Annotated in this window: 18 protein-coding genes and 1 riboswitch; of the genes, 7 read left to right on the forward strand and 11 right to left on the reverse strand. The window is 71.8% G+C overall.

Annotation, left to right across the window (positions count from 1 at the left end):
* The first annotated feature begins 57 nt into the window (after window positions 1–57).
* The 4 genes from BX266_RS22040 to BX266_RS22055 all read left to right on the forward strand — a co-directional run bounded on the left by BX266_RS22040 (window position 58) and on the right by BX266_RS22055 (window position 5561).
* The gene (locus BX266_RS22040; RefSeq protein WP_099902383.1) at window positions 58–1377 is read left to right on the forward strand and encodes an HD-GYP domain-containing protein; all 1320 of its coding nucleotides are present in this window, start codon (window positions 58–60) and stop codon (window positions 1375–1377) included.
* A 182-nt stretch (window positions 1378–1559) separates the two neighbouring features.
* Complete coding sequence (locus tag BX266_RS22045) at window positions 1560–2543, forward strand: hypothetical protein (protein WP_099902384.1); 984 nt, start codon at window positions 1560–1562, stop codon at window positions 2541–2543.
* Between the two features lie 90 nt (window positions 2544–2633).
* Entirely contained in the window at window positions 2634–3278 is a 645-nt protein-coding gene (gene def, locus BX266_RS22050) for a peptide deformylase (RefSeq protein WP_099902386.1), read from the forward strand.
* A gap of 153 nt (window positions 3279–3431) precedes the next feature.
* Entirely contained in the window at window positions 3432–5561 is a 2130-nt protein-coding gene (locus BX266_RS22055; RefSeq protein ID WP_143686978.1) for a glycoside hydrolase domain-containing protein, read from the forward strand.
* Between the two features lie 73 nt (window positions 5562–5634).
* On the opposite strand, the gene BX266_RS22060 is transcribed toward BX266_RS22055, so the two are convergent.
* The 3 genes from BX266_RS22060 to BX266_RS22070 form a co-directional block, all read right to left on the reverse strand.
* The gene (locus tag BX266_RS22060) at window positions 5635–6630 is read right to left on the reverse strand and encodes a ribonucleotide-diphosphate reductase subunit beta (protein WP_099908153.1); all 996 of its coding nucleotides are present in this window, start codon (window positions 6628–6630) and stop codon (window positions 5635–5637) included.
* A gap of 20 nt (window positions 6631–6650) precedes the next feature.
* Window positions 6651–9065: a ribonucleoside-diphosphate reductase subunit alpha gene (locus BX266_RS22065; RefSeq protein WP_099902389.1), complete on the reverse strand. Its 2415-nt coding sequence runs from the start codon at window positions 9063–9065 to the stop codon at window positions 6651–6653.
* A gap of 168 nt (window positions 9066–9233) precedes the next feature.
* Window positions 9234–9372: riboswitch (cobalamin riboswitch) on the reverse strand.
* Between the two features lie 81 nt (window positions 9373–9453).
* Window positions 9454–9948 carry a GNAT family N-acetyltransferase gene (locus BX266_RS22070; RefSeq protein WP_099902391.1) on the reverse strand — a complete coding sequence of 165 codons (495 nt, stop codon included), beginning with the start codon at window positions 9946–9948 and terminating at the stop codon, window positions 9454–9456.
* 269 nt (window positions 9949–10217) lie between these two features.
* Here BX266_RS22070 and BX266_RS22075 point away from each other — a divergent pair, with 269 nt between their 5' ends.
* Window positions 10218–11192 (forward strand): helix-turn-helix domain-containing protein, encoded by a 975-nt coding sequence (locus BX266_RS22075; RefSeq protein WP_099902392.1) that lies wholly within the window; start codon window positions 10218–10220, stop codon window positions 11190–11192.
* 46 nt (window positions 11193–11238) lie between these two features.
* On the opposite strand, the gene BX266_RS22080 is transcribed toward BX266_RS22075, so the two are convergent.
* The 8 genes from BX266_RS22080 to BX266_RS22115 form a co-directional block, all read right to left on the reverse strand.
* Window positions 11239–11997, reverse strand: coding sequence for a histidine phosphatase family protein (locus BX266_RS22080; protein WP_099902394.1), 759 nt, complete (start codon window positions 11995–11997; stop codon window positions 11239–11241).
* A gap of 152 nt (window positions 11998–12149) precedes the next feature.
* The gene (gene mctP, locus BX266_RS22085; protein ID WP_180290831.1) at window positions 12150–13748 is read right to left on the reverse strand and encodes a monocarboxylate uptake permease MctP; all 1599 of its coding nucleotides are present in this window, start codon (window positions 13746–13748) and stop codon (window positions 12150–12152) included.
* Window positions 13749–13768: 20 nt separating this feature from the next.
* Entirely contained in the window at window positions 13769–14074 is a 306-nt protein-coding gene (locus tag BX266_RS22090) for a DUF3311 domain-containing protein (protein WP_099902396.1), read from the reverse strand.
* A 173-nt stretch (window positions 14075–14247) separates the two neighbouring features.
* Window positions 14248–15033, reverse strand: coding sequence for a GntR family transcriptional regulator (locus BX266_RS22095; protein WP_099902397.1), 786 nt, complete (start codon window positions 15031–15033; stop codon window positions 14248–14250).
* A 170-nt stretch (window positions 15034–15203) separates the two neighbouring features.
* Entirely contained in the window at window positions 15204–16778 is a 1575-nt protein-coding gene (locus BX266_RS22100) for a glycoside hydrolase family 3 protein (protein ID WP_099902399.1), read from the reverse strand.
* 60 nt (window positions 16779–16838) lie between these two features.
* Window positions 16839–17762, reverse strand: a complete 924-nt coding sequence (locus BX266_RS22105) for a carbohydrate ABC transporter permease (protein WP_259464798.1) — start codon at window positions 17760–17762, stop codon at window positions 16839–16841.
* Window positions 17759–18748 carry a carbohydrate ABC transporter permease gene (locus BX266_RS22110; RefSeq protein ID WP_259464799.1) on the reverse strand — a complete coding sequence of 330 codons (990 nt, stop codon included), beginning with the start codon at window positions 18746–18748 and terminating at the stop codon, window positions 17759–17761. Before BX266_RS22110 ends, BX266_RS22105 begins: the two co-directional genes overlap by 4 nt.
* A 151-nt stretch (window positions 18749–18899) precedes the next feature.
* Window positions 18900–20195, reverse strand: a complete 1296-nt coding sequence (locus BX266_RS22115) for an extracellular solute-binding protein (RefSeq protein ID WP_259464800.1) — start codon at window positions 20193–20195, stop codon at window positions 18900–18902.
* A 699-nt stretch (window positions 20196–20894) separates the two neighbouring features.
* Here BX266_RS22115 and BX266_RS22120 point away from each other — a divergent pair.
* Entirely contained in the window at window positions 20895–22199 is a 1305-nt protein-coding gene (locus BX266_RS22120; RefSeq protein WP_099902402.1) for an extracellular solute-binding protein, read from the forward strand.
* 197 nt (window positions 22200–22396) lie between these two features.
* Complete coding sequence (locus BX266_RS22125) at window positions 22397–23455, forward strand: SIS domain-containing protein (RefSeq protein ID WP_099902403.1); 1059 nt, start codon at window positions 22397–22399, stop codon at window positions 23453–23455.
* Window positions 23456–23570 lie beyond the last annotated feature (115 nt).

A 23570-nucleotide genomic window follows, 5' to 3' on the forward strand; every position in this document is an offset into this window, starting at 1 on the left:
CGTCGAGGCGTGCGGCGCGGGCGCGGGGCGTTCGCCGGGGGGCTGCGAGGTGGGCGGATGAGCGGGCGGCGGCCCGGGGCGGCCGAGCTGTTGTACGTCGTGGCGGCCGGGCTGGGCGCTGCCGCGGTGCTGCACGGGTCGGTCGACGGCGTCACGCAGACCGGGGTCGCGCTGGCGTTCACCGCGCTGATCGCGCTCGGGCAGTGCGCCGGGCCCGCGCTGCCCGGCGACCGCGAACCCGCGCCGGTGGCCACCGCCGTCGCCCTCGCGTACGCGTTGCTCGGGCCGCTGCACGGGCTGCCCACCACACACGGGGTGCTGCAGGTCGCCGCCGTCACCATGGCCGGCACCGGCCTCGGACTCGGGGCGCAGCTCGCCGGGCGGTCCGCGCTGGCCGCCGCCCGGAAGCGGCCGCGCACCCCGCTCGGCGGGCTGGACGCGGCGGCCCGCCGGCTGGTGACCGTCTCCTTCGCCGCACTGCTGTTCCAGCCGCTGTACAACGCGGGCGTCACCGACCGGCTGCCCGGCCCCGCGTACGGGGCGCTGCTGGCCGGGGTCGCCGCACTGGCCGCGCTGGGCGACGCGGTGCTGGCCGCCGCCCAGCAGTGCGCCCGCACCGGTCTGCGGTACGCGGCCGCGCTGGACGACCAGCTGCACGCGCTGCTCGGCATCGGTTCCGCGCAGGTCGCCACCGGGCTGCTGCTCAGCCTGCTGGCGGGGGAGGCCGGGCTGTGGGCGCTGCCGGTGTTCTGCGTGCCGCTGCTGCTCGCGCAGGCCTCGTTCCGGCGGGCGGTCGCGGTGCGGGCCACCACCGGGCAGACCATCGAGACCCTGGCCCGGGCCACCGAGATCGCCGGCTACACCACCCCGGGGCACGCCCGCCGGGTGGCCGACACGGCGTGCGCGCTGGGGCGCGAACTCGGACTCGGCAGCCGGGAACTGACGCTGCTGGAGTACGCCGCGCTGATGCACGACATCGGGCAGCTGTCGCTGGTCGAGCCGGTGCCCGGCGGGGCGACCGCGCTGCTGCCCGACCCCGAGCAGCAGCGGATCGCCCGGCTCGGCAGCGAGGTGATCCAGCGCACCGGCGTGCCCCGGCAGGTGTGGCAGCAGGTCGCCCGGCTCGCCGACCCGTGCCGGCTCGCCGACGGCCGGCACGACCCGACGCTGCCGCTGGCCTCCCGGATCATCCGGGTCGCCAACGCCCACGACGACCTGCGCACCGCCGCCGCCGACCGTCCCCGGGCCGGCGCCCTCGACCCGCTGGAGCACCTGCGGCTGGACGCCGGGCGCGGCTACGACCCGGTGGTGCTCGACGCGCTCGCCCGGCTCGGCCGACGCGGCCACCGTGCGGCCCGGCTCCGCGCCGCGGCCTGAACGGCGCCGCCGCGCCGCGGGAGGAACAGCACAGCAGTGCTGCGGCCTGACCGGCCCGGCCGCCCCGCGGCCTGAATGGCCGCGCGGGGCGCGCGCCCGAGTGCTGCCGTGGTTGGATGCGGTCGTGGCGGGAAGACCCGGAGGCGGGGCGACCCGGGGACGACCGACGGCAAGGGACCAACGTGAGGATCTTCCACCGCGCACGGCACCGCCCGTCGGCGACCTGGCGGCAGACCACCGACCGTGCGTTCACGCTGATCGGCGACGGCCGTTACGAGGACGCCGGGGCGCTGCTGGTGATGGCGGCGGACCTGGAACCGTGGCTGTCCGACTCCTGGTTCAACCTGGCCCTGCTGCACAAGTTCCGCCGCGACTGGGAGCAGGCCCGCTCGGCCGGCCTGCGCGCCGTTGCCCTGCTGGACCGTCAGCACGGCGCCCCGGACTGGTGGAACCTCGGCATCACCGCCACCGCCCTGCAGGACTGGCCGCTGGCCCGGCGCGCCTGGCAGGCGTACGGCCTGCGGCTGCCCGGCGGGCCGACCGCCGACGGGCCGATCGAGCTGGACCTGGGCACCACCCCGGTGCGGCTGTCCCCGGACGGCGAGTCCGAAGTGGTGTGGGGGCGGCGGCTCGACCCGGCGCGGATCGAGGTGCTGTCGATCCCGCTGCCGTCCTCCGGCCGCCGCTGGGGCGAAGTGGTGCTGCACGACGGCGCCCCGCACGGCGAGCGGGTCGCCGACGGCGTCGCCTACCCGGTGTTCGACGAGATCGAGCTGTGGGCGCCGTCGCCCGTGCCGACCTGGGTGGTGCTGCTGCAGGCCGCCACCGCCGCCGACCGGGACGCGCTGGAGAAGACCGTCGCCGACGCCGGGTACGCCGCCGAGGACTGGACGTCCTCGGTGCGGCTGCTGTGCCGGACCTGCTCGGAGAGCCGGATGGCGATCGACGACGGCCACACCGCGCACCACGACCCGCACGACGACGGCGACCCGCTGCACCCCGGCCACCTCAGCCACCTCAGCCAGGGCGCCGCCGGCGGGCCGTGGCAGTCCGAGCGCGAGTGCGGCATCGCCGCGCCGGCCGGCCTGGTCCGCGCGCTGCTGGACCGCTGGGCGGCGGCCTCCCCGGCCACCCGCGCCTACCGGGACCTCGAAGAGGTGTGCTGACCGCCCCCGGGGAGGTTCCCCCGGGGGGCGGCCGCGCCCCGTACCCTGGACCGGTACACCAGCCGGATGCGGACGGAGCGGAAGCAAGCGATGGCCGAGCACCACGACCACGACCACGGGCACGACCACGAGCACGACCACGAGCACGAGGACACCGGGGTCCAGCGGGTGGTCGGCGAGCTGCCCGACCTCGGCAGGGGCACCGCCCGCCCGATCACCGTGGTCGGCAACCCGGTGCTGCACCGCGAGACGCGGACCGTCACCGCCTTCGACGGTGAACTCGCCGCCCTGATCGACGACATGTTCCAGTCGATGTACGCCGCCGAGGGCGTCGGCCTGGCCGCCAACCAGATCGGCGTGGACCTGAAGGTCTTCGTCTACGACTGCCCCGACGACGAGGGCGTCCGCCACGTCGGCCACCTGGTCAACCCGGTGCTGGAGGACCTCCCGGCCGGCCGCCGGACCCTGGACGACGGCCAGGAGGGCTGCCTGTCGGTGCCCACCGCGTACCAGGAGCTCGCCCGCCCCGACTACGCCGCCGTCAACGGCCAGGACAAGGACGGCAACCCGGTCCGGGTCGAGGGCACCGGCTTCTTCGCCCGCTGCCTGCAGCACGAGACCGACCACCTGTACGGCTACCTGTACATCGACCGGCTCTCCAAGCGGGACCGCAAGGACGCGCTGCGGCAGATGGCCGAAGGCACCCCCAAGTACGCCACCGTGCCGAACGACTGACGGACCGTCGCCGCAGGGCCGCACCCCGCTCGGGGTGCGGCCCTGCGGCGTTCCGCGCGCCGCCGGAGGTGCGGCTCCGAACAGCCGCGGGCCGTCCACTACAGTCCTGTCGACACCACACGGTCGGACACGGCACCAGGGCGGGACAAGAACATGCAGCGTCGAACGGCAGGGCGCGCCACGGTCGTGATCCTGGCCGCCTCCGGACTCGCGGCCACCGTGCCCAGCGCGTGGGGCGCCGGCACCACCCCCACTGTCCCCGGGCCGACGGCCACCCCGGCGCCCAGCGCGCCCGACGTGCGGCCGGAGCCGTCCGCGAGCGCCGGCGCCGACAGCGCCGCGCCCGCCGCGCAGCCGTCCGCGGCCGCCGCGGCGGGGGCCACCAAGCGGGTCGACTACCGGGGCTTCCACGCCCAGGTGCCCGCCGACTGGCCGGTCGTCGACCTGGCGGCCGCCCCGACCACCTGCGTCCGGCTCGACGTCAGCGCCGTCTACCTGGGCACGCCCGGGGACGACCAGAACTGCCCGGCGCACCTGGCGCCCGGCCGCGCCGACGGCCTGCTGATCCAGCCGGTGAAGGCCGGGCGCGCCCAGGGCACCGTGCAGCCCGGCCGGCCGATCGCGCAGAGCGTGCTCGACGACGCCGACGCCGGCCACCAGATCCAGGCCCGACTGGGCTCCACCGGCCTGGAGGTGACGGCCAGTTACGCCGCCGCGCCGGACCGGGTGCGGCAGATCCTGGAGACCGCCACCGCGGACGCCGCCACCGGCGCCCGGGTCGCCGCGGCCGCCCCCGCGGTCACGACCGCCACCTACGCCGCGACCACCAGCGGGCCGCGCACCGACGTGGTGGGCTTCGCGTTCGACGCCTGCTCCGCGCCGTCCGACGCCGCGATGAACGCCTGGTCGACGTCCTCCCCGTACCGGGCGGTCGGGGTGTACATCGGCGGGCCCTCGCAGGCCTGCCCGGCCCCGGTGAAGAGCTGGGTGGACTCCCGGGTCAAGGAGGGCTGGGGCTTCCTCCCGATCTACGTGGGCCACCAGGCAGCCCGCGGCAACCTGCTGGTCGACGCGGACCTCGCGACCGCCCGGCAGCAGGGCGCCGACGCCGCCGACGACGCGATCCTCAAGGCCGCCGGGCTCGGCTTCCAGCCCGGCGCGGTGCTGTACAACGACATGGAGAACTACGACTCCGCCGTGTACCGGGACCGGGTGGTCGCCTACCTGGCGGGCTGGACCGAGCGGCTGCACGCGCAGGGCTGGCGCTCCGGCATCTACGCGAGCGCCAACAGCGGTGTGAAGGACCTCGCCGCCCGGTACACCGACGCCTCCTACCCGCAGCCCGACGTGCTGTGGTCGGCCGCCTGGAACTCCCACCACGACGTGACCGACGCCGGCATGGGCCTGCCCGCCGGAGCCGGCTACTTCACCGGCGGCCGGCGCGCCCACCAGTACTCCGGCGACGTCTCCGAGTCGTACGGCGGCTACCGGATCGGCATCGACGCCAACTACCTGGACGTCACCTCGCCCGGCTCGGACGGCTACCTGCAGCCCGGGCAGCGGCTGACCGCCGGGCAGAGCCTGAGCAGCGACTCGATCACCCTGACCATGCAGGCCGACGGCAACCTGGTCGCCTACCTGAAGGTCGCCGGCGCCGGCCAGCCGCTGTGGAGCACCAACACCTGGGGGCAGCCCGGCGCGTACGCGGTGATGCAGGACGACGGCAACCTGGTCGTCTACAGCCGGGACGGCGGACCGGGCGCGGGCGGCGCCCTGTGGTCGAGCAACACCTGGGGCGGCGGGAACGGCGGCTCGTACACCGTCGTCCAGGCCGACGGCAACGTGGTGATCTACCGCCGCGGCGGCGGCCCGGCCGTCGGCGGCGCGATCTGGGCCACCGGCACCCAGGCGGGCCCCTCCGCGTTCGGCGGCGGCCGGCGGTTCACCGCCGGCCAGTGGACCCAGTCCGCCACCACCAGGCTGGTCATGCAGGCCGACGGCAACCTGGTGCTGTACCGCCGCAGCGACGGCGCCGCCCTCTGGTCGAGCAACACCTGGGGCCACGCCGGCGCGTACGCCCTCATGCAGGCCGACGGCAACCTGGTCGTCTACCGCGCGGGCCGCAGCGACCCCGGCGGCGCGCTGTGGAGCACCGGCACGTGGGGCAACGCGGGCGCGTACGCGGTGCTGCAGGACGACGCCAACTTCGTGGTCTACCGCAAGAACGGCGGCCCGGCCGTCGGCGGCGCGGTCTGGGCCAGCAACACCTGGGGCCGCGGCTGACCCGGCGTCACCGCGCGCACGCGCGGAGGGCCGCACCCCCGACGGGGGTGCGGCCCTCCGCGCGTGCTGCGGCCTAGAACTCGTCGTCGAAGGAGACCGAGCCCTCGACGGCGATCTGGTACGCGGACACCCGGCGCTCGAAGAAGTTGGTCAGCTCCTGGACGTTCTGCAGCTCCATGAAGCCGAACGGGTTGCTGGAGCCGTACCGGATCGGGAGGCCGAGGCGGGCCAGGCGCTGGTCGGCGACCGCCTGCAGGTACTCGCGCATGGACTCGGTGTTCATGCCGGGCAGGCCCTCGCCGCACAGGTCGCGGGCGAACTGGAGCTCGGCCTCGACGGCCTCCTCCAGCATCTCGGTGACCTGCTGGGCCATCTTGTCGTCGAAGAGGTCGGGCTCCTCCTCGCGGACGGTGTCGACCACCGAGAACGCGAAGTCCATGTGCATCGACTCGTCGCGGAACACCCAGTTGGTGCCGGTCGCCAGGCCGTGCAGCAGACCGCGGCTGCGGAACCAGTACACGTAGGCGAACGCTCCGTAGAAGAACAGGCCCTCGACGCAGGCCGCGAAGCAGATCAGGTTCAGCAGGAACGCGCGCCGGTCGTCCTTGGACTGCAGCGAGTCGATGTGGTCGACCGCGTTCATGTACTTGAAGCAGAACTGGGCCTTCTGGTGGATGGAGGGGATGTTCTCCACCGCGGCGAAGGCCGCGTTGCGGTCGTCCGGGTCGGGCAGGTAGGTGTCCAGCAGCGTCAGGTAGAACTGGACGTGCACGGCCTCCTCGAACAGCTGCCGCGACAGGTACAGCCGCGCCTCGGGGGAGTTGATGTGCTTGTAGAGGCTCAGCACCACGTTGTTCGCCACGATCGAGTCACCGGTGGCGAAGAACGCGACCAGCCGCCCGATCATGTGCCGCTCGCCCTCGGAGAGCTTGGCGAGGTCGGCGACGTCGGAGTGCAGGTCCACCTCCTCCACGGTCCAGGTGTTCTTGATCGCGTCCCGGTACCGGTCGTAGAACGACGGGTAGCGCATCGGACGCAGCGTCAGCTCGAAGCCCGGGTCGAGCAGCATCTTCTTCTGGTCTTCGGTGCTCACTGGCAGGCCTCGCAGGACTCGGGGTTCTCCAGCGAGCAGGCGATGGCGTCCTGCTCGGCCTGGGAGAGGGTGGGGGTCTGCACCGGCACGGGGGCGGCGGTGCGGGCGGCGCCGGGCGCGGCCTGGGCGATCCGGGTCGCCGGGCGCGAGCGCAGGTAGTAGGTGGTCTTCAGACCGACCTTCCAGGCGTAGGAGTACATCGAGGAGAGCTTGCCGATGGTCGGCGCCGCCATGAACAGGTTCAGCGACTGGCTCTGGTCGATGTACGGCTGCCGGGCCGCGGCCAGGTCGATCAGCGCGCGCTGCGGCAGCTCCCACGCCGTGCGGTACAGCGAACGGACCTCCTGCGGCAGCCAGTTGAACTCCTGGATGGAGCCGTTGGCCTCGCGCAGCGCGTCCCGGGTGGTCTGGTCCCAGACGCCCAGCTCCTTGAGCTCGCGCACCAGGTACGGGTTGACCTGGAGGAACTCGCCGGACAGGGTCTCGCGCTTGAACAGGTTGGAGACCTGCGGCTCGATGCACTCGTACACGCCGGCGATGGACGCGATGGTCGCGGTCGGGGCGATCGCCAGCAGCAGCGAGTTGCGCAGGCCGGTCTCGGCGATCCGGGCCCGCAGCGCGTCCCAGCGCGCCGTCCACTGCGGGTTCGCCGAGCCGAAGTGGTCGATGTGCAGCTGGCCGCGGGCGGCCCGGGTCTCGCCGTACGCCTCGTGCCGGCCGAACTGCTCGGCGAGGTCCGCGGAGCGCTCGTAGGCGGTGAGCATGATGCGCTCGGCGATCAGCGTGGACAGGGTCTTCGCCTCGGCGGAGTCGAAGTCCAGGCGCAGCTGGAAGAACACGTCCTGCAGGCCCATCACGCCCAGGCCGACCGGTCGCCAGCGGGAGTTGGAGGTGCCGGCCTCGGTGGTCGGGTAGAAGTTGATGTCGATCACGCGGTCCAGGAAGGTCACCGCGGTGCGCACGGTGGCGTCCAGGCGGTCCCAGTCCATCGCGTTCACCAGGTCGGCGGCGGTGGCGCCGGCGGCGACGTGCGCGCCGAGGTTGACCGAGCCGAGGTTGCAGACCGCGGTCTCGGAGTCGTCGGTGACCTCCAGGATCTCGGTGCACAGGTTGGAGGAGTGCACCGTGCGGCCCGGCAGCGCGGTCTGGTTGGCGGCCCGGTTGGAGGCGTCCTTGAAGGTCATCCAGCCGTTGCCGGTCTGCGCCAGGGTGCGCATCATCCGGGCGTACAGGGTCTGCGCGGGGATGGTGCGGACGGCCTTGCCGGCCAGCTCGGCCTTGACGTACGCCTCGTCGAACTCGGCGCCCCACAGGTCGACCAGCTCGGGGACGTCCGCGGGGGAGAACAGCGACCAGTCGGCGTTGGCGTTCACCCGGCGCATGAACTCGTCCGGGATCCAGTGCGCCAGGTTCAGGTTGTGGGTGCGGCGGGCCTCTTCGCCGGTGTTGTCGCGGAGTTCCAGGAACTCCTCGATGTCGGCGTGCCAGGTCTCCAGGTACACGCAGGCCGCGCCCTTGCGCCGACCGCCCTGGTTGACCGCCGCCACGGAGGAGTCCAGGGTGCGCAGGAACGGCACGATGCCGTTCGACTTGCCGTTGGTGCCGCGGATCAGCGAGCCGCGGGAGCGGATCCGCGAGTAGGACAGGCCGATGCCGCCGGCGTGCTTGGACAGCCGGGCGATCTGCGCGTACCGGTTGTAGATCGAGTCCAGGTTGTCCAGCGGCGAGTCCAGCAGGTAGCAGGAGGACATCTGCGGGTGCCGGGTGCCGGAGTTGAACAGCGTCGGTGAGCTGGTCAGGTACTCCAGGCGGCTCATCAGGGTGTACAGCTCGGCGACCTCGCGCACCGACTCCTCGGAGGTGCCGACCGCCAGGCCCGCCGCCACCCGGAGCAGGAAGTGCTGCGGGGTCTCCACCACCTTGCGGGTGATCGGGTGCCGCAGCAGGTAGCGGGACTGCACGGTGCGCAGGCCGAAGTACTCGAAGCGGTCGTCGCCGGAGGGGTCGATCAGCGAGTCGAACAGCTCGGCGTGCGCGGCCACGAACGCGGCGGTGGCGTCGCCGATCAGGCCCTCGGCGTGGCCGACGGCCACCGAGGAGGAGAACGAGGTGACGCCCTGGGTGGCGGCCTCGTCGCCGATCTCCAACGCCAGCAGGCGGGCGGCCAGCTTCGAGTACTGCGGGTCCTCGGCGATCATCGACGCGGCGGCCTCCACGGCCAGCCCGCGGAGCTCGGCGAAGTCCGAGCCGGCGTGCCGGCCGCGCAGCGCGGCGGCGGCGACGTGGCCGGGGTCCACCTGGGGGAGATCGGTGCTGCGGTCGGTGAGCAGCCGGAGCAGCGCCGCACCGGGGTCGGTGAAGGCGTCGGCGGATCCCTGGGACGGCAGGGTGACTGAGGCGGCGACGGTCAAGGCGCACTCTCTCCTGTGGCGGCGGCGGACGTGGCTCGGTTGTCCGGTTCCGCGCAGGGGACAGGGGAGGACGGCACGCCGAAAACGCTCACGGCGCGCAAAAGACCCACCCCCGGCCCGCCCGCGAGACCGGACGGCAAAGCTGTGCTGCATGGCGTCTGCGGGGATGCCGTGTCGCACACCGTCAGCAGGTCCTCGGACTGCGCGGGCGTCGCTGCAGCCCGCTCACCGTTGCGGGGCAGTCCCGGACTCGCACCGGGTTCCCCTGCTTCGACAGCGAGAGTGAGCATACATGTAGTGGCGGCTGGAGCTGGAAGCCCCAGATGTAGTAGCGCGTGTCGTGTCGGCGATGCCGCGCGTAGACAACGAAAACGCGGCCCGGGCGGCTTCAGAACCGCATCGTGTAGACCATCAGCTCCAGGCCCGGGTGCGGCTGCCAGTCCCGCGCGGGGGTGCGAACGAAGCCCAGCGCGTCGTAGATCCGGTGCGCGTGGACCATCTCCGGCCGGGTGGAGAACGCCATCCCGGCCAGTCCGAGTTCCCGGCTGCGGTCGATCGCCGCCTGCACCAGGGCGCGGCCGGCGCCGCGGCCGCGGGCCGCCGCGCCGACCGCGAGCATCCGGATCTCGCCCTCGTCCGGGGCGGCGACGTCCGCCCAGGCGGTGCCGCCGGGTGCGAAGGTCACGCAGCCGAGCACCGCCCCCGCGGCGTCGACGGCGACCAGCACCTCGGCCTCGCGGTTGCGGCGCCCGGTGTCGCTCAGCAGGTGGACGTAGTCGGAGTCCGGCGAGGTGTACCCGTCGCCGACGAACGCCTCGACGGAGACGGCCGCCGCTCCGGGGAGGTCGTGGTCGAGGGCGCGGCGGACGATCGGGGAGTGCATCCGGCCAGTGTGCCGGACGCCTCGCGGCGCGGGTCGTGCAGGTCGGGGTCGTGGGGGTAGCCGGTGGGCCGGGGCCGGTGGTCGCGGCCGGTCGGGGCGTTGCGGTCCAGGTCGCGGCCGACCAGGACGCCGAGGAGTCCGAAACTGCCGATGAGGCCCAGCAGGGCGAGCGCGGTGGTCATGGCTCCACTCTCCCGGTCGCCGCTCCCCGCGACGAGTGGCAGAAAAGCACCATTGCCACGAAATCCTGCCACTGCCATGCTGGTCCCATGCTGAGCAATGTCGCGGTGGTCGTCCTGGAGGAGATCCACCCCTTCGAACTGGGCGTCGCCTGCGAGGTGTTCGGCCTGGACCGGAGCGAGTCCGGCCTGCCCACCTACGAGTTCGCCCTGGTCGGCGACCGGACCGGCCCGATGCGCACGCACGCCGGCTTCGACGTCCACGTCCCCTACGGCCCCGAGCGGATCGCCGAGGCCGACCTGGTGATCGCCACCGCCACCGGCATCCGCGAGCAGTACCCCGCCGCGCTGATCGAGGCGCTGCGCGCCGCCCACGACCGGGGCGCGCACCTGCTGTCGATCTGCTCCGGCAGCTTCCTGCTCGGCGCGGCCGGCCTGCTCGACGGCCGCCGCTGCACCACCCACTGGCAGTACGCCGACCTGATGGCGGAGCGCTTCCCGCTCACCACCGTCGAACCCGGGGTGCTGTACGTGGACGACGAACCGGTGATCACCTCGGCGGGCACCGCCGCCGGCATCGACGCCTGCCTGCACCTGGTGCGCAAGGTGCAGGGCGCCGAGGTCGCCCGCGGCATCGCCCGCCGGATGGTGGTCGCCCCGCACCGGGACGGCGGCCAGGCCCAGTTCATCAACCGGCCGCTGCCCGAGTGCGACGCCGACTCGCTGACCGGGGTGCTGGAGTGGATGCGCCGCCACCTGGACCGGGAGACCAGCGTCGAGGACCTCGCCCGCCTCGCCCACATGTCGCCGCGCACCTTCGCCCGCCGCTTCCAGCAGGAGACCGGCACCACCCCGCACCGCTGGCTGACCGGCCAGCGGGTGCTGTTCGCGCAGCGCCTGCTGGAGTCCACCGAGGAGAGCGTGGACGCGGTCGCCGCCCGCTGCGGCTTCGGCAACGCCGCCACCCTGCGGCACCACTTCGGCCGCCGGCTCGGCACCACCCCGCAGGCCTACCGGCGGGCGTTCGGCGGCTCCGGCCGGGCCGAGCACCGGGCGGGGAGCTGACGCACCGCCGGGGAACGGCGCCCGGTCGGGACGGGCGCCGGGCGGGTCAGGACAGGTGCCCGGTCTGGTTCCAGCCGGCCGGGCGCAGCCGCCCGTCGCGGGCCCGCCACACGCTGGTCGAGCAGTTCGCCACCGGCGGCAGCGCCAGCAGCTCCTCCTCGCCGAGCCGGTCCAGCACGTGCCGCAGCATCAGCACCGTGCAGTCGTGCGCGACCACCAGGACCGGCCGTCCGGCCTCCTCCTCGCACAGGTCGCGCAGCAGGTCGCGGACCCGCAGCGCCACGTCCAGCCAGGACTCGCCGCCGGGCGGCCGGTAGTACAGCTCGCCCATCCGGCGGCGGCGCTCCGCCTCGGCCGGGTGGTCGCGCTCGATGGCGGCCTTGGTGAGCATCTCCAGCACGCCGAGCTCCCGGTCGCGCAGCCGCTCGTCGTAACGGACCGTCAGGCCGACCGGCACGGCGCCCAGCCCGGAGGCCTGGGCGAGCGCGATCCGGGCGGTCTCGGCGGTGCGCAGGTAGGGGGAGCACCACACCGAGCGGGGCCGGTCGGCGGGCGGCCGGGCGGCCCACCAGCGGCCCAGGTCGCGGGCCTGGTCCTGGCCGTGGAGGGAGAGCGGGATGTCGGCGTCCCGGGAGGTGATCGGGACGGACAGCGCGCCGGTGGCGTCCGCGTGCCGGAACTCCACGTTGGCCGTGGACTCGCCGTGCCGGGTGGCGACCAGGACCGAGGGCAGGCGTCTGCCGCCGCGGTCGGCCGGCTCCGCCTCGGGGCGGTGCCCGTTGCGTACCGTGGTGAGGTCGGTCATGCGTGGCTCCCCGTGTCGGTGGTGCTCTTCTCTCCCCGGTCTCTCCGAAATTCGGGCGGTCTTAACAGATGATCGCGCCGTCACCCCAGTGTCGACTGAGGCAACGGCGCGATCACAGGGCGCATGGGACGGCTACGCGCGCCCCTGGTGCGTCAGTGCGCCGCCGCGGGCTGCGGGGCGCGCTCCACGGCCTCGTCGCCGGACTCCGCGGAGTAGTCCGCCGGGGAGGTCTCGTCGACGCCCTCCGGGGCCTTCAGGGCCCGCAGGACCAGCGTCAGCACCACCGCCACCACCAGGTTGAGCACGAACGCGGTCAGACCGATGTAGCCGATCTCGCCGATCCCCGGGATCTTCGCGGAGTTCCCGCCGAAGTGCTTGGTGGCCGGCGAGGCGATCCCCCACGCCACCCAGGTGCCGTACACCATGCCGGCCGCCCAGCCGGCCAGCAGCGCCCAGCGGTGGAACCACCGGGTGAACAGGCCCGCGACCAGCGCCACCGCGGTCTGCAGGATCCACAGGCCGCCCAGCAGCTGCAGGTTGATCGCCGCCTGCTTGTCCATCAGCAGCACGAACGCCAGCGCGCCGACCTTCACCAGCAGCGAGGCGATCTTCGCCACCCGGGTCTCCTCGGCGGGCGTCGCCTGCGGCTTCAGGAACTCCTTGTACACGTTGCGGGTGAACAGGTTCGCCGCCGCGATCGACATGATCGCCGCCGGCACCAGCGCGCCGATCCCGATCGCCGCGAACGCCACGCCGGTGAACCAGGACGGGAACAGGTCCGCGAACAGCTGCGGCACCGCCAGCTGGCTGTTGTACTTCGGGTCGCCCTTGCTCACCCCCGCCGCGATCGCCATGAACCCGAGCAGCGCCAGCAGGCCCAGCATCAGCGAGTACGCCGGCATGATCGCCATGTTCCGGCGGACCGTGTTGCGGGACTTCGACGCCAGCACGCCGGTCACCGAGTGCGGGTACATGAACAGCGCCAGCGCCGAGCCGAACGCCAGCGTCGCGTACGCCCACTGCCCGGACGGGCCGACCACCAGCGAGCCGACCGGCTTGCCGGTCTTCGGATTGAGCGCGGCGAACTTGTGCGCCGCGGAGTCGAAGATGTGCCCGTAGCCGCCGAGCCGCATCGGGATGTAGATCACCGCCACGATGATCACGACGTAGATCAGCGCGTCCTTCACGAACGCGATCAGGGCCGGCGCCCGCAGCCCCGAGGAGTAGGTGTACGCGGCCAGCACGCCGAACGCCAGGAACAGCGGCAGGTCCTTCAGGAACCAGTTCCCGGAGCCGCCCACCCCCAGCACGTCCAGCACCGCCTGGATGCCCACCAGCTGCAGCGCGATGTACGGCATCGTCGCCAGGATGCCGGTCAGCGCCACCACCACCGACAGCGTCCGCGACCCGTACCGGCCGCGCACGAAGTCCGCCGGCGTCACGTAGCCGTGCACCCGCGACACCGACCACAGCCGGGGCAGGAACAGGAACACCAGCGGGTACGCGATGATCGTGTACGGCACCGCGAAGAACCCCGCCGCGCCGGCCGCGTAGATCGCCGCCGGCACCGCGATGAACGTGTAGGCGGTGTACAGGTCGCCGCCCAGCAGGAACCAGGTGATCCAGGTGCCGAAGCTGCGGCCGCCCAGCCCCCACTCGTGCAGGTGCTGCGCGTCGTCCGCCTTCCGCCAGCGGGCGGCCAGGAAGCCCATCACCGTCACCGCGGCGAAGAACAGCAGGAAGACCGTCATCGCGGTCCAGTCCACGTGCTTCACTTCCCGTCCCCCTCCGCCTGCGCGGGCACGGACGGGACGGACCCGGCGGAGACGGCCCGGCGGGCCGCCTCGTCACGCCGGACCAGCAGGTACGCGGCGCCGGTGAACAGCGCCGACACCGGCACCCACAGCAGCTGGTACCAGTAGAAGAACGGCATCCCGCCGAGCGCGGGCGCGGTCTTGCTGTAGGACGGCACCCACAGCATCACCACGATCGGCACCAGCAGGCACAGCCCGGCCAGCACCCGCGCGGGCGACACCGCGGGCGGTGCGCCCGCGGACGGAACTCGAGACGACGACATGAGCGGCTCCCGGATGACGAGGAGTCACCTCACTGGCGCCGCAGCGCACATCTCTGCACGCCCGCCGAGCAGCACCTTCGGGTGATCGAAAGGTCCTCGCGAGGTTAGGGCAAGCGAGTGAGCTGTGTCACTACCCCGTCAACCCGGAACCGGCGATCACCCGGAGGGAATCCCTACTCCGGGCGCTTCAGCCGGGTGATGAACTTGTACCGGTCCCCCCGGTAGATCGACCGCACCCACTCCACCGGCGCGCCGTCGGCGTCGAAGGAGTGCCGGGACAGCTGCAGCATCGGCAGGCCCAGGTCGGAGCCGAGCAGGCCGGCCTCGCGCGGGTTGGCGAGGGTGGTCTCGATGGTCTCCTCGGCCTCCGCGACGGTCACCCCGTAGACCTCGCGCAGCGCGGTGTACAGCGAGTTGTGCTTGGCGAGGTTGCGCCGCAGCGCGGGGAAGCGCTTGGCCGACAGGTGCGCCACCTCGATCGCCATCGGGTCGCCGTTGGCCAGCCGCAGGCGCTCGATCCGCAGCACCCGGCCGCCGGGCTTGATGTCCAGCAGCGGGGCGAGCCGCTCGTCGGCGGAGATGTAGGCGACCTCGACCAGCCGGGAGGTCGGCTCCAGGCCCTGCGCGCGCATGTCCTCGGTGTACGAGGTCAGCTGCAGCGCCTGGGCGACCTTCGGCTTGGCGACGAAGGTCCCCTTGCCCTGGATCCGCTCCAGCCGGCCCTCGACCACCAGCTCCTGCAGCGCCTGCCGGACGGTGGTGCGCGAGGTGTCGAACTGGGCGGCCAGCGCGCGCTCCGGCGGCACCGGGGTCCCGGCCGGCTGGGTCTCGGTCAGCTGCAGCAGGTGCCGCTTCAGGCCGTAGTACTTGGGCACCCGGGCCGTGGCGGTGGCAGGGCCGGACTGCGTCGGCACCGTGGAGCCCTCGGCGAGCGACGCCGTATCCCTGTCGCCACTCATGGCAGCTCTCACTCCTCGTTGGAGGTGGTCCTTAACGGACCCCTAAGTCCTATGTAACAGCACATGTTTGCACGCACGGGTGAGCAAGCGTGAGCTCCCGGCCGCAAACCGGTGCGCAACGGGCCCGGAACGGGGCGCGGGGCGCCCGTCCCGGGCCCGTCCCGAGTGTCTCAGCCGGCCTTGGCCGCGGTGACCGCGAGCCCGGCCAGCGCCTGGGCCGCGGCGATCGCGCAGACCCGCGAGCCGCCGTAGGTGGCGAGGGTGGTGACGCCGCGCGGGGCGAACAGCTCGGCCACCCCGTGGGCGGTGCCGATCTCCACCACCACGGCGTCCGGCCGGTGCTCGACCAGGGCGAGCGCGGCCCGGCGCATCCAGGAGTGGCGGTGCACGTCGCGCACCACCAGCACCAGCGGGCGGCCGACCGCCGCGCCGAGCAGCGGGGCGGTGTCGATCTCGGCGTCCTCGGCGGCGACGGCCACGTGCAGCAGGCCGGAGCCCTCGGTGACGGTCGCGGGCGGGGAGACCCGGCTGGAGGTGGTGCCGGGCACCAGCTCGGCCAGCGGACCGGCCACGCCCCACGGGGTCTCGTCGCCGGCCGCGATGTTCGCGCCGGGGGAGAACTCCACCACGTGCGGCACCCCGCCGAGCGGGCGGAGCTCGCCGGTGACCCGCAGCGCCCGGCGGGCGGCGGCCAGGCCCACGCCGGCCTCGGCCTGCTGGCCGACCAGCGAGGCGCGCAGCTCGGACGACCAGCGGGCGACCGCCCGGTTGCGCTCGGCGGCCTCGTACAGGCGCTCGGCGGACAGCCGGCCCTCGCGGACCGCCCACACCAGGGCGTCGCGCAGGTAGACGAAGGCGTCCTCGTCCTGCAGTCCGCCGCCGACGCAGATGGTGTCGGCGCCGGCCGCGACGGCCCGCACCGAGCCGGCCGCGACGCCGTGGGTGCCGGAGATGGCGCCCATCTCGATGCCGTCGGTGACGATCAGCCCGTCGAAGCCGAGCTCCTCGCGGAGCAGGCCGGTGAGGATCCGCTGCGACATGGTGGCGGGCAGCTGGGCGTCGTAGGCGTCGAACAGGATGTGCGCGGTCATGATGCTCTTCACGCCGGCCGCGATGGCGGCGCGGAAGGGCAGTAGGTGCTCGGCGAACTGGTCGGCGGCGAGGTCGATCCGGGGCAGTCCGAGGTGCGAGTCGCCGGCGGTGTCGCCGTGGCCGGGGAAGTGCTTGGCGCAGGCCGCGACGCCGGCGGACTGCAGGCCGCGGACGTACGCGGCGGTGTGGCGGGCGGCGAGGTCGCCGTCGCCGCCGAAGGACCGGACGCCGATGACCGGGTTGTCCGGGTTGGAGTTGACGTCCGCGTCGGGCGCGTAGTTCAGGTTCACGCCGACGCCGGCCAGGTCGAACCCGATGGAGCGGGCGACCCGCTCGGTGAGGTCGGTGTCGTCGACCTCACCGAGCGCCAGGTTCCCGGGGTAGGAGGAGCCGCTGGTCACTTCGAGGCGGGTGACGTCGCCGCCCTCCTCGTCGGTGGCGACCAGCAGGTCACCGTTGAGCGCGTACAGCTCGGAGGTGAGCGCGGCGACCTGCTGCGGGGTGCGGATGTTGCGGCCGAACAGGGCGACGCCGCCGAGTTCGCCGTCGCCCAGTCTGCGACGCAGCCACTCGGGCGCGGTCAGACCGGCGAAGCCGGGCTGCAGTACCGCTCCGGCGTCGCGGAGGAGATCGGCGCTTTCCGTACCGGGCATCGCCTTGGTTCCTTCCCTGGAGGTGGAGGTGTTCAGGTGCAGTGGGGGTGAGGAAGGGGACTAGCCCTTGACCGCACCGGCGGTGAGACCCGCCGACACCTTCTTCTGGAAGAACACGAACAGGATGATCACGGGCAGCGACACCAGCAGACCGCCGGCCATCTGCGCGCCGTAGTCGGCGCCGCGGGTGGGGGTGGTGGAGTAGAACGTCAGCCAGCCCATCGCGGTGCGCTGTCCACCGGTGGAGAGCAGGGTGTTCGCGACGATGAACTCGTTCCAGGCCTGGATCCAGCTGTAGACGCCGGTGGTGATCAGGCCGGGCAGGGTGAGCGGCAGGATGACGCGGAAGAACGCGCCCCACTGGGTGCAGCCGTCGACCATCGCGGCCTCGTCGAGCTCCGCCGGGATGTTCACGATGAACGAGCGCAGCGTCCAGATCACGTACGGCACGGTGAAGACCAGGTACGCCAGGATCACGCCGAGCGCGGAGCCGGTCATGTTGGCGTTGTTCATCACCACGAACAGCGGGACGATGATCGCCAGCAGCGGCACCATCTGGACCACCAGCATGGTGACGATGAAGAAGTTCCGGCCGCGGAAGTTGAACCGGGCCACCGCGACGGCGGCGAGGAAGCCGACCACCAGGCCGAGCACCACCGAGCCGATGGTGATGATCACGGTGTTCTGCAGCGAGGGCAGGAACTCGGTGTCGTCGAAGATGGTCTTGTAGCTGTCGAACGAGAACGAGCTCGGCCAGAACGTCGGGTCCTGGGCGATCAGGTCCTTGTTGGTCTTGAAGGTGGTGAGGACCATCCAGTAGATCGGGAAGCCCATCACCACGGCGATCGCCAGGCCGACGGTGTTCCACACCCAGGTCATCACCCGGTTCTCACCGGTCTTGCGGGCCTTCCGGACCTTCTTCGGCGTGACGCTCTCGGGGCCGAGCGGCGGGGCCGGCTTGGCCCCCATGATGTCCGCGGTCATCGTTCGTTGGCTCCGATCTTGAGCATCTGGCGGATGTAGAAGACGAGCACCGCCAGCATCATGATGATCATCACGAGCGAGATCACCGAGCTGTCGCTGTACTTCGAGGCGACGATGCCCTTCTCGTACAGGAAGGTGCCGATGGTCCAGTACTCGGGTTCGGGGGAGGTGTTGCGCAGCGAGAAGATCTGCGCGAAGACCTGGAAGTCCCAGATGAAGCTCAGCGCGGCGCTGATCATCAGGAACGGGCGGATCACCGGGAGGGTGACGTGCCGGAACGCCTGGAAGACGGAGGCGCCGTCCAGCTCCGCGGCCTCCATCAGCTCCTTCGGCACCTGGGTGAGGGCGGCGTTCATGCCGAGCACCAGGAAGGGCAGCGCGCCCCAGATGATGACCGCGGCGCCGACCACGAAGAGGCCGACGGTGGGGTCGGCGAACCAGTCGTAGTGCTTCCAGCTCTCGTCGCCGGTGACCAGGTAGGCCAGGTAGTCGACCACGCCGCCGGTGGAGGAGAACAGCCAGCGGAACACCTGGCCGGTGACCAGCGCGGGGATCGCCCAGACGAACATCAGCACGGTGATGATCGTGACCTTGACCCAGTTGGAGACCCGGTTCAGCAGCAGGGCGATCAGCATGCCCAGCACCATCGAGAGGACGACCAGCTCGGCGGTGAAGTAGACCGAGCGGAGGACCACCTCCCAGAACTGGCTGTCCTTGAAGATCTTGGTGTACCCGTCGAAGCCGATGTACTTCGACAGCGCCGGGTTGACCAGGTACGCGTACCGGTTGACGTTCTTGAACGAGAGGTCGAACAGGCTGTACAGCGGGTACGCCAGAACGCCCACCAGTGCGATGACGGCGGGCAGCAGGAGGGCGTAGGGGATGTACTGGCCGGCCGCGAAGAATCCGCGGCGCTGCGGCTTCTCCACCGGGGCAGGCCCGGAAGACTCGGACCGGATCACGGTCTCGTCGGTGGTCACACTCATCAGGGTCCTTCCCGGGCCCGCGGTTCTGGTCGGTCCTGGCGCACGGGTGGGCAGTCCGCGCAATGTGCGGACTGCCCACCCCCTTCTCAGCGCTCAGTGCTGGCAGCCGCCGGGGGTCGCGAACCCCCGGGCGGACTGCTCGTCAGCGGTCTCAGCCGTTCAGGTCCTTGACGACGGTCTCCTGGACCTTCTTCAGCTCGGTCGCGGGGTCGCCGCCGGCCGCGATCGCACCGAAGGCGGTCTTCAGCGCGGTCTCGTCGGCACCGGACCACGCCGGGGAGTTCGGGATGAACCAGGTGGCGCCCTCGGCCGCGTCGCCGGTCGCCTTGTTCGCCGGGGCGGCGGCCTTGTAGGCGGCGACCAGGTTCTTGGCGTTCGGGATGGCGAACTTCGCCAGCTCGGTCTGCTGCTTGGTGTTGGTGTAGATCTGCAGGAAGGTCGCGCCCAGGCCCGGGTTGGCGGACTTGGCCGGGACGGCCAGGTCGGAGCCGCCCAGGAAGGCCGGGGTGGTGGAGCCGGCCGCCGCGCCCGGGAGGGCGATGGTGGCGAGCTTGTCCTTCAGCGACGGGTCGCCGACCTTCGGGTCCGCGACCGAGCCGACCTCCCAGCCGTTGCCGATGATGGCGGCGATGTTGCCCTTGGCCATCAGCGCGTCCTGGGTGGCCTCGTCAGTGGTGGTGCCACCGACCGAGTACTCCTTCTGGAGCTCGTTCCAGGTCTTGACGCCCTCGAGGAACTTCGGGTCGGTCAGGTTGCCGGTCCACTTGTCGCCCTCCTTCTTGGCGATGACGCCCTTGACACCGAAGGTGCCGGCGCCGAAGGAGACCGCGGAGTACCAGTTCTGGCCCGGCAGGTACAGGGCGGAGAAGTTCGGGGTGCCGGCGCTGGCGGCCTTCACCTTGGCCAGAGCGGCCTTCAGCTCGTCCAGGGTGGTCGGGGCGGTGGTGACACCGGCGGCGTCGAACAGGTCCTTGCGGTAGATCAGGACGCGGGCGCCGGCGTAGTACGGGACGGCGTAGGTCTTGGTGCCGTCGGCCGACTGGCCGGAGGCGGCCAGCGAGTCCAGCCACTTGTCCGAGTTGTCGAACTGGGCCTTGGCGTCGGTCAGGTCGCGGAAGGAACCGGCCTCGATGTACTTGGCGGTCTGGGTGTTGCCGAGCTCGAGCGCGTCGGGGGCGTTGCCGGAGAGCAGCGCGGTGTCGAGCTTGGTGGTGTAGTTGGTCCAGGTCTGCCACTGGATCTCGACGTCGGCACCGGTCTGGGCCTTGAACTCGGCCTTCGCCGCGTCCACCACGCCCGGCCAGCCCTTCTGGGCGTCGTCCATCAGCCAGACGGTGATCTTCTTGCCCTTGCCGTCCTTGCTCAGCGTGGCGGTGTCCTTCGAGTCGCCCGAGGAGCCGGACGAGGAGCAAGCCGAGGCGACGAGCACGGTGGCGATAGCGGCCACGGCTGCGATCTTGCGGTTCAAACCATCCTCCAGAGGGATGAGCAAGGTAGGGCACCGGGCTGCCGGGCCGAGGCCCTGAAGCTGCGTTGTGCCGTAAGGGGGGAACGTCACCGGATGACACGGACACGAACTGCCGGGGCAGGCGGGCCGATCCGTGAGGTGGAGTAGACCATTGGTTTAGACCAACGCCTGGAGGTTGGCATGGACCAATGAGAGGCGTCAAGGGTTCAAAGAACGTCTGCACAAGCCGTTATCAACGCTTGACTCGGCCGTGTTGGACTGGACCAAGTCGCGGATGAATGGGGACCTTTCGGACACCGCGGGCCCGGACCGTGCGGACCAGTGGTTGGCCACTGCACTTCTCCGCGGCCATGTCAAGTACGCGCCGGCGGGCGGGGCCGGTCGCCGCCCGCGGAATTCCGCACCGCTCCGGACGTAGAGAAATTCACCCGCCGCGCTTTCGGGAAATGCGGTGATCCATTTCTCTCACGGTGGGTGACCTTAAGTGAGCCTAAAGTGAGGTCACGGGTTCGCCCTGGTCGGACCGTTGACGTGGCCGGGGCAAGGTAGACAACGGATTGACAACGAGAGGGGTGCGAAACTGCACTCGCGTTGACGCTGCAAATTGGTCTAGGCCAAGATCCGGAAATCTGGTCTGTACCACAGCGCAGACCTCCCCGCCCCAATCCGGAGGATTGCGTGAAGCGTCAGGTACTGGCCACGCTCAGCACCGCTGCCCTGCTGGCCACCGCCGCAGGTTGCTCGTCCGGCGGCTCGTCGCCCTCCTCGACCAGCGTCGACACGAAGAGCATGACCGGCACGGTCACCGTCTGGCTGATGGACGACGCCCAGAAGAGCTGGCCGGAGCTGGTCCAGCAGGTCAACGACCAGTTCGCCGCGAAGTACCCGAAGGTCGAGCTCAAGCTCAGCTACCACCAGTGGCCGACCAAGATCGCCGAGCTGGACGCCGCGCTCGCCGCCGGCCAGGGCCCGGACGTCGTGGAACTCGGCAACACCGAGACCATGAAGTACATCCTCAACGGCTCGCTGGCCGCCGTGGACCGCAGTTCGTTCGACAACTCGGACAATTGGATCAAGGGCCTCGCGGACACCTGCACCTACCAGGACAAGCTCTACTGCGTGCCGTATTACGCGGGCGCCCGGGTCGGCGTCTACAACTCGAAGATGTTCCAGGAGGCCACCGGTTCCGCGGATCTGCCGCAGACCGAGGACGAACTGTTGACCCAGCTCGACAAGGTGCAGACCAAGAACAAGAGCACGGCCGGATTCTCCTCGCTGTACCTGCCCGGCCCCTACTGGTACGCCGCGATGTCCTACGTCACCGCGTACGGCGGCTCGATCGCCAAGTTCGACGCCAGCGGCACCTGGCACGGCACCCTGCACGACAGCAAGTCCCAGCAGGGCCTCCAGCACTTCGCCGACCTGGTGAAGAAGTACAACAAGAGCGGCGACCTCAAGGTCAACGAGGCCAAGCAGGCCGGCGTGCTCGGCCACGAGAAGGCCGCGCTGATCTACGCGAACGGCTGGGAGCTCGGCGACGCGATCGCCCCGATCACCGGCACCCCGGCGCTCAAGGACTCGCTCAAGATCGTCACGATGCCCGGCCCGGCCGGCAAGCCGCTGCCCTCCTTCATCGGCGGCTCCGACCTCGCGATCACCAAGAAGTCGCAGAGCGCCGCGATCGCCGCCGACTGGGTGCGGATGTTCACCAGCACCAAGTCCGAGCAGGTGCTGGCCGACAAGGACACCCTGCCGAACAACCTGACCCAGCTCGCCCCGCTGAAGAACAAGCCGGCCACCGCCGCGGCCGCCAACGCCGTGCAGGACGCCTGGTTCACCCCGCTCGCCCCCGGCTGGGGCGCGATCGAGAAGCAGAACGTGCTGGTCAACATGTTGAACTCGATCTTCTCCGGCAAGAGCGTCGAAGAGGCCACCAAGGACGCCGACGCCCAGATCGACCAGCTGATCAACAACCCCAGCTGATCCGTCCCGAAGGATGGGACCGGGCCCCGACGCACCGTCACGAAGTGTGCTGCGGGGCCCGGTCGCACGTAGGATCGGCTCAGTACGGTTCCATGCAGTACCACGCAGCGAGGGTGCGGACTCGCCGCCGTTCCAGAGGTCCCCGTCGGGCAGCCGCCCCACGGGGTAGAACCATCTCTCCACGGAGGCACACCCCGATGTCCGACCCGCAGACTGTTTCCGTACCCGGCAGGATCATGTCGGCGGAGATGGCCGAGCAGCCGGCCGTCCTGCAGCGCATCCTCGACGAGGGTGCGCCCGCGATCCGTGAGATCGCCGCGCAGATCGCCGCCCGCAACCCGCGCTTCGTGCTGCTGACCGCCCGCGGCACCTCCGACAACGCCGCGCTGTACGCGAAGTACCTGATCGAGGTGCTGCTGGGCAAGCCGGCCGGCCTCACCTCGATGTCCACCACCACCGCGTACGGCGCCAAGCCCGACCTCACCGACTGCCTGGTCGTCACGGTCAGCCAGTCCGGCGGCTCGCCCGACCTGGTGGCCTCCACCAAGGCGGCCCGCGAGGCCGGCGCGATCACCCTGGCGGTCACCAACAACGCGGCCTCGCCGCTGGCCGAGGTCTCCGAGTTCCACATCGACGTGCTGGCCGGCCCGGAGAAGGCGCTGCCCGCCACCAAGACCTACACCGCCGAACTGCTGGCGCTGTACCTGTTCGTCGAGGGCCTGCGCGGGGGCGACGGCTCGGCGGCGAAGGTGCTGCCGGAGCTCGCGGCCGGGATCCTCGCCCGCCAGTCCGAGGTGAAGGACCTGGCCGAGCGGTACCGCTTCGCCCAGCGCCTGGTCATCACCTCGCGCGGCTACGGCTACCCGACCGCCCGCGAGGCGGCCCTGAAGTTGATGGAGACCACCTACATCCCGGCCTCCCCGTTCTCCGGCGCCGACCTGCTGCACGGCCCGCTGGCCATGGTCGACAACGTCTCCCCGGTGATCGCGATCGTGCCCGAGGGCAAGGGCGGCGAGGCCCTGCAGCCGGTGCTGGACCGCCTGCGCGGCCGCGGCGCCGACCTGGTGGTGGTCGGCCAGCAGGACCAGGTCGACGCCGCCAGCGCCGGCTTCGCCCTCCCGGCCGGCGTGCCCGAGGAGGTGCAGCCGATCCTGGAGATCCTGCCGCTCCAGCTGCTCGCCTACGAGGTCACCATCGCCCGCGGCCAGGACCCGGACGCCCCCCGCGCGCTCGCCAAGGTCACCGAGACCCACTGACGGCACGCGAGAAGCCGCCCCCGCCGGTTCGGCGGGGGCGGCTTCGTCGGATCCGGGCCCGGAGGCCGCGGCCGGAAAACACTACGGGCCACGGCGCCGACACAGGACCCTCAAC

The sequence above is a fragment of the Streptomyces sp. TLI_171 genome (assembly GCF_003610255.1).
Taxonomy (GTDB): domain Bacteria; phylum Actinomycetota; class Actinomycetes; order Streptomycetales; family Streptomycetaceae; genus Kitasatospora.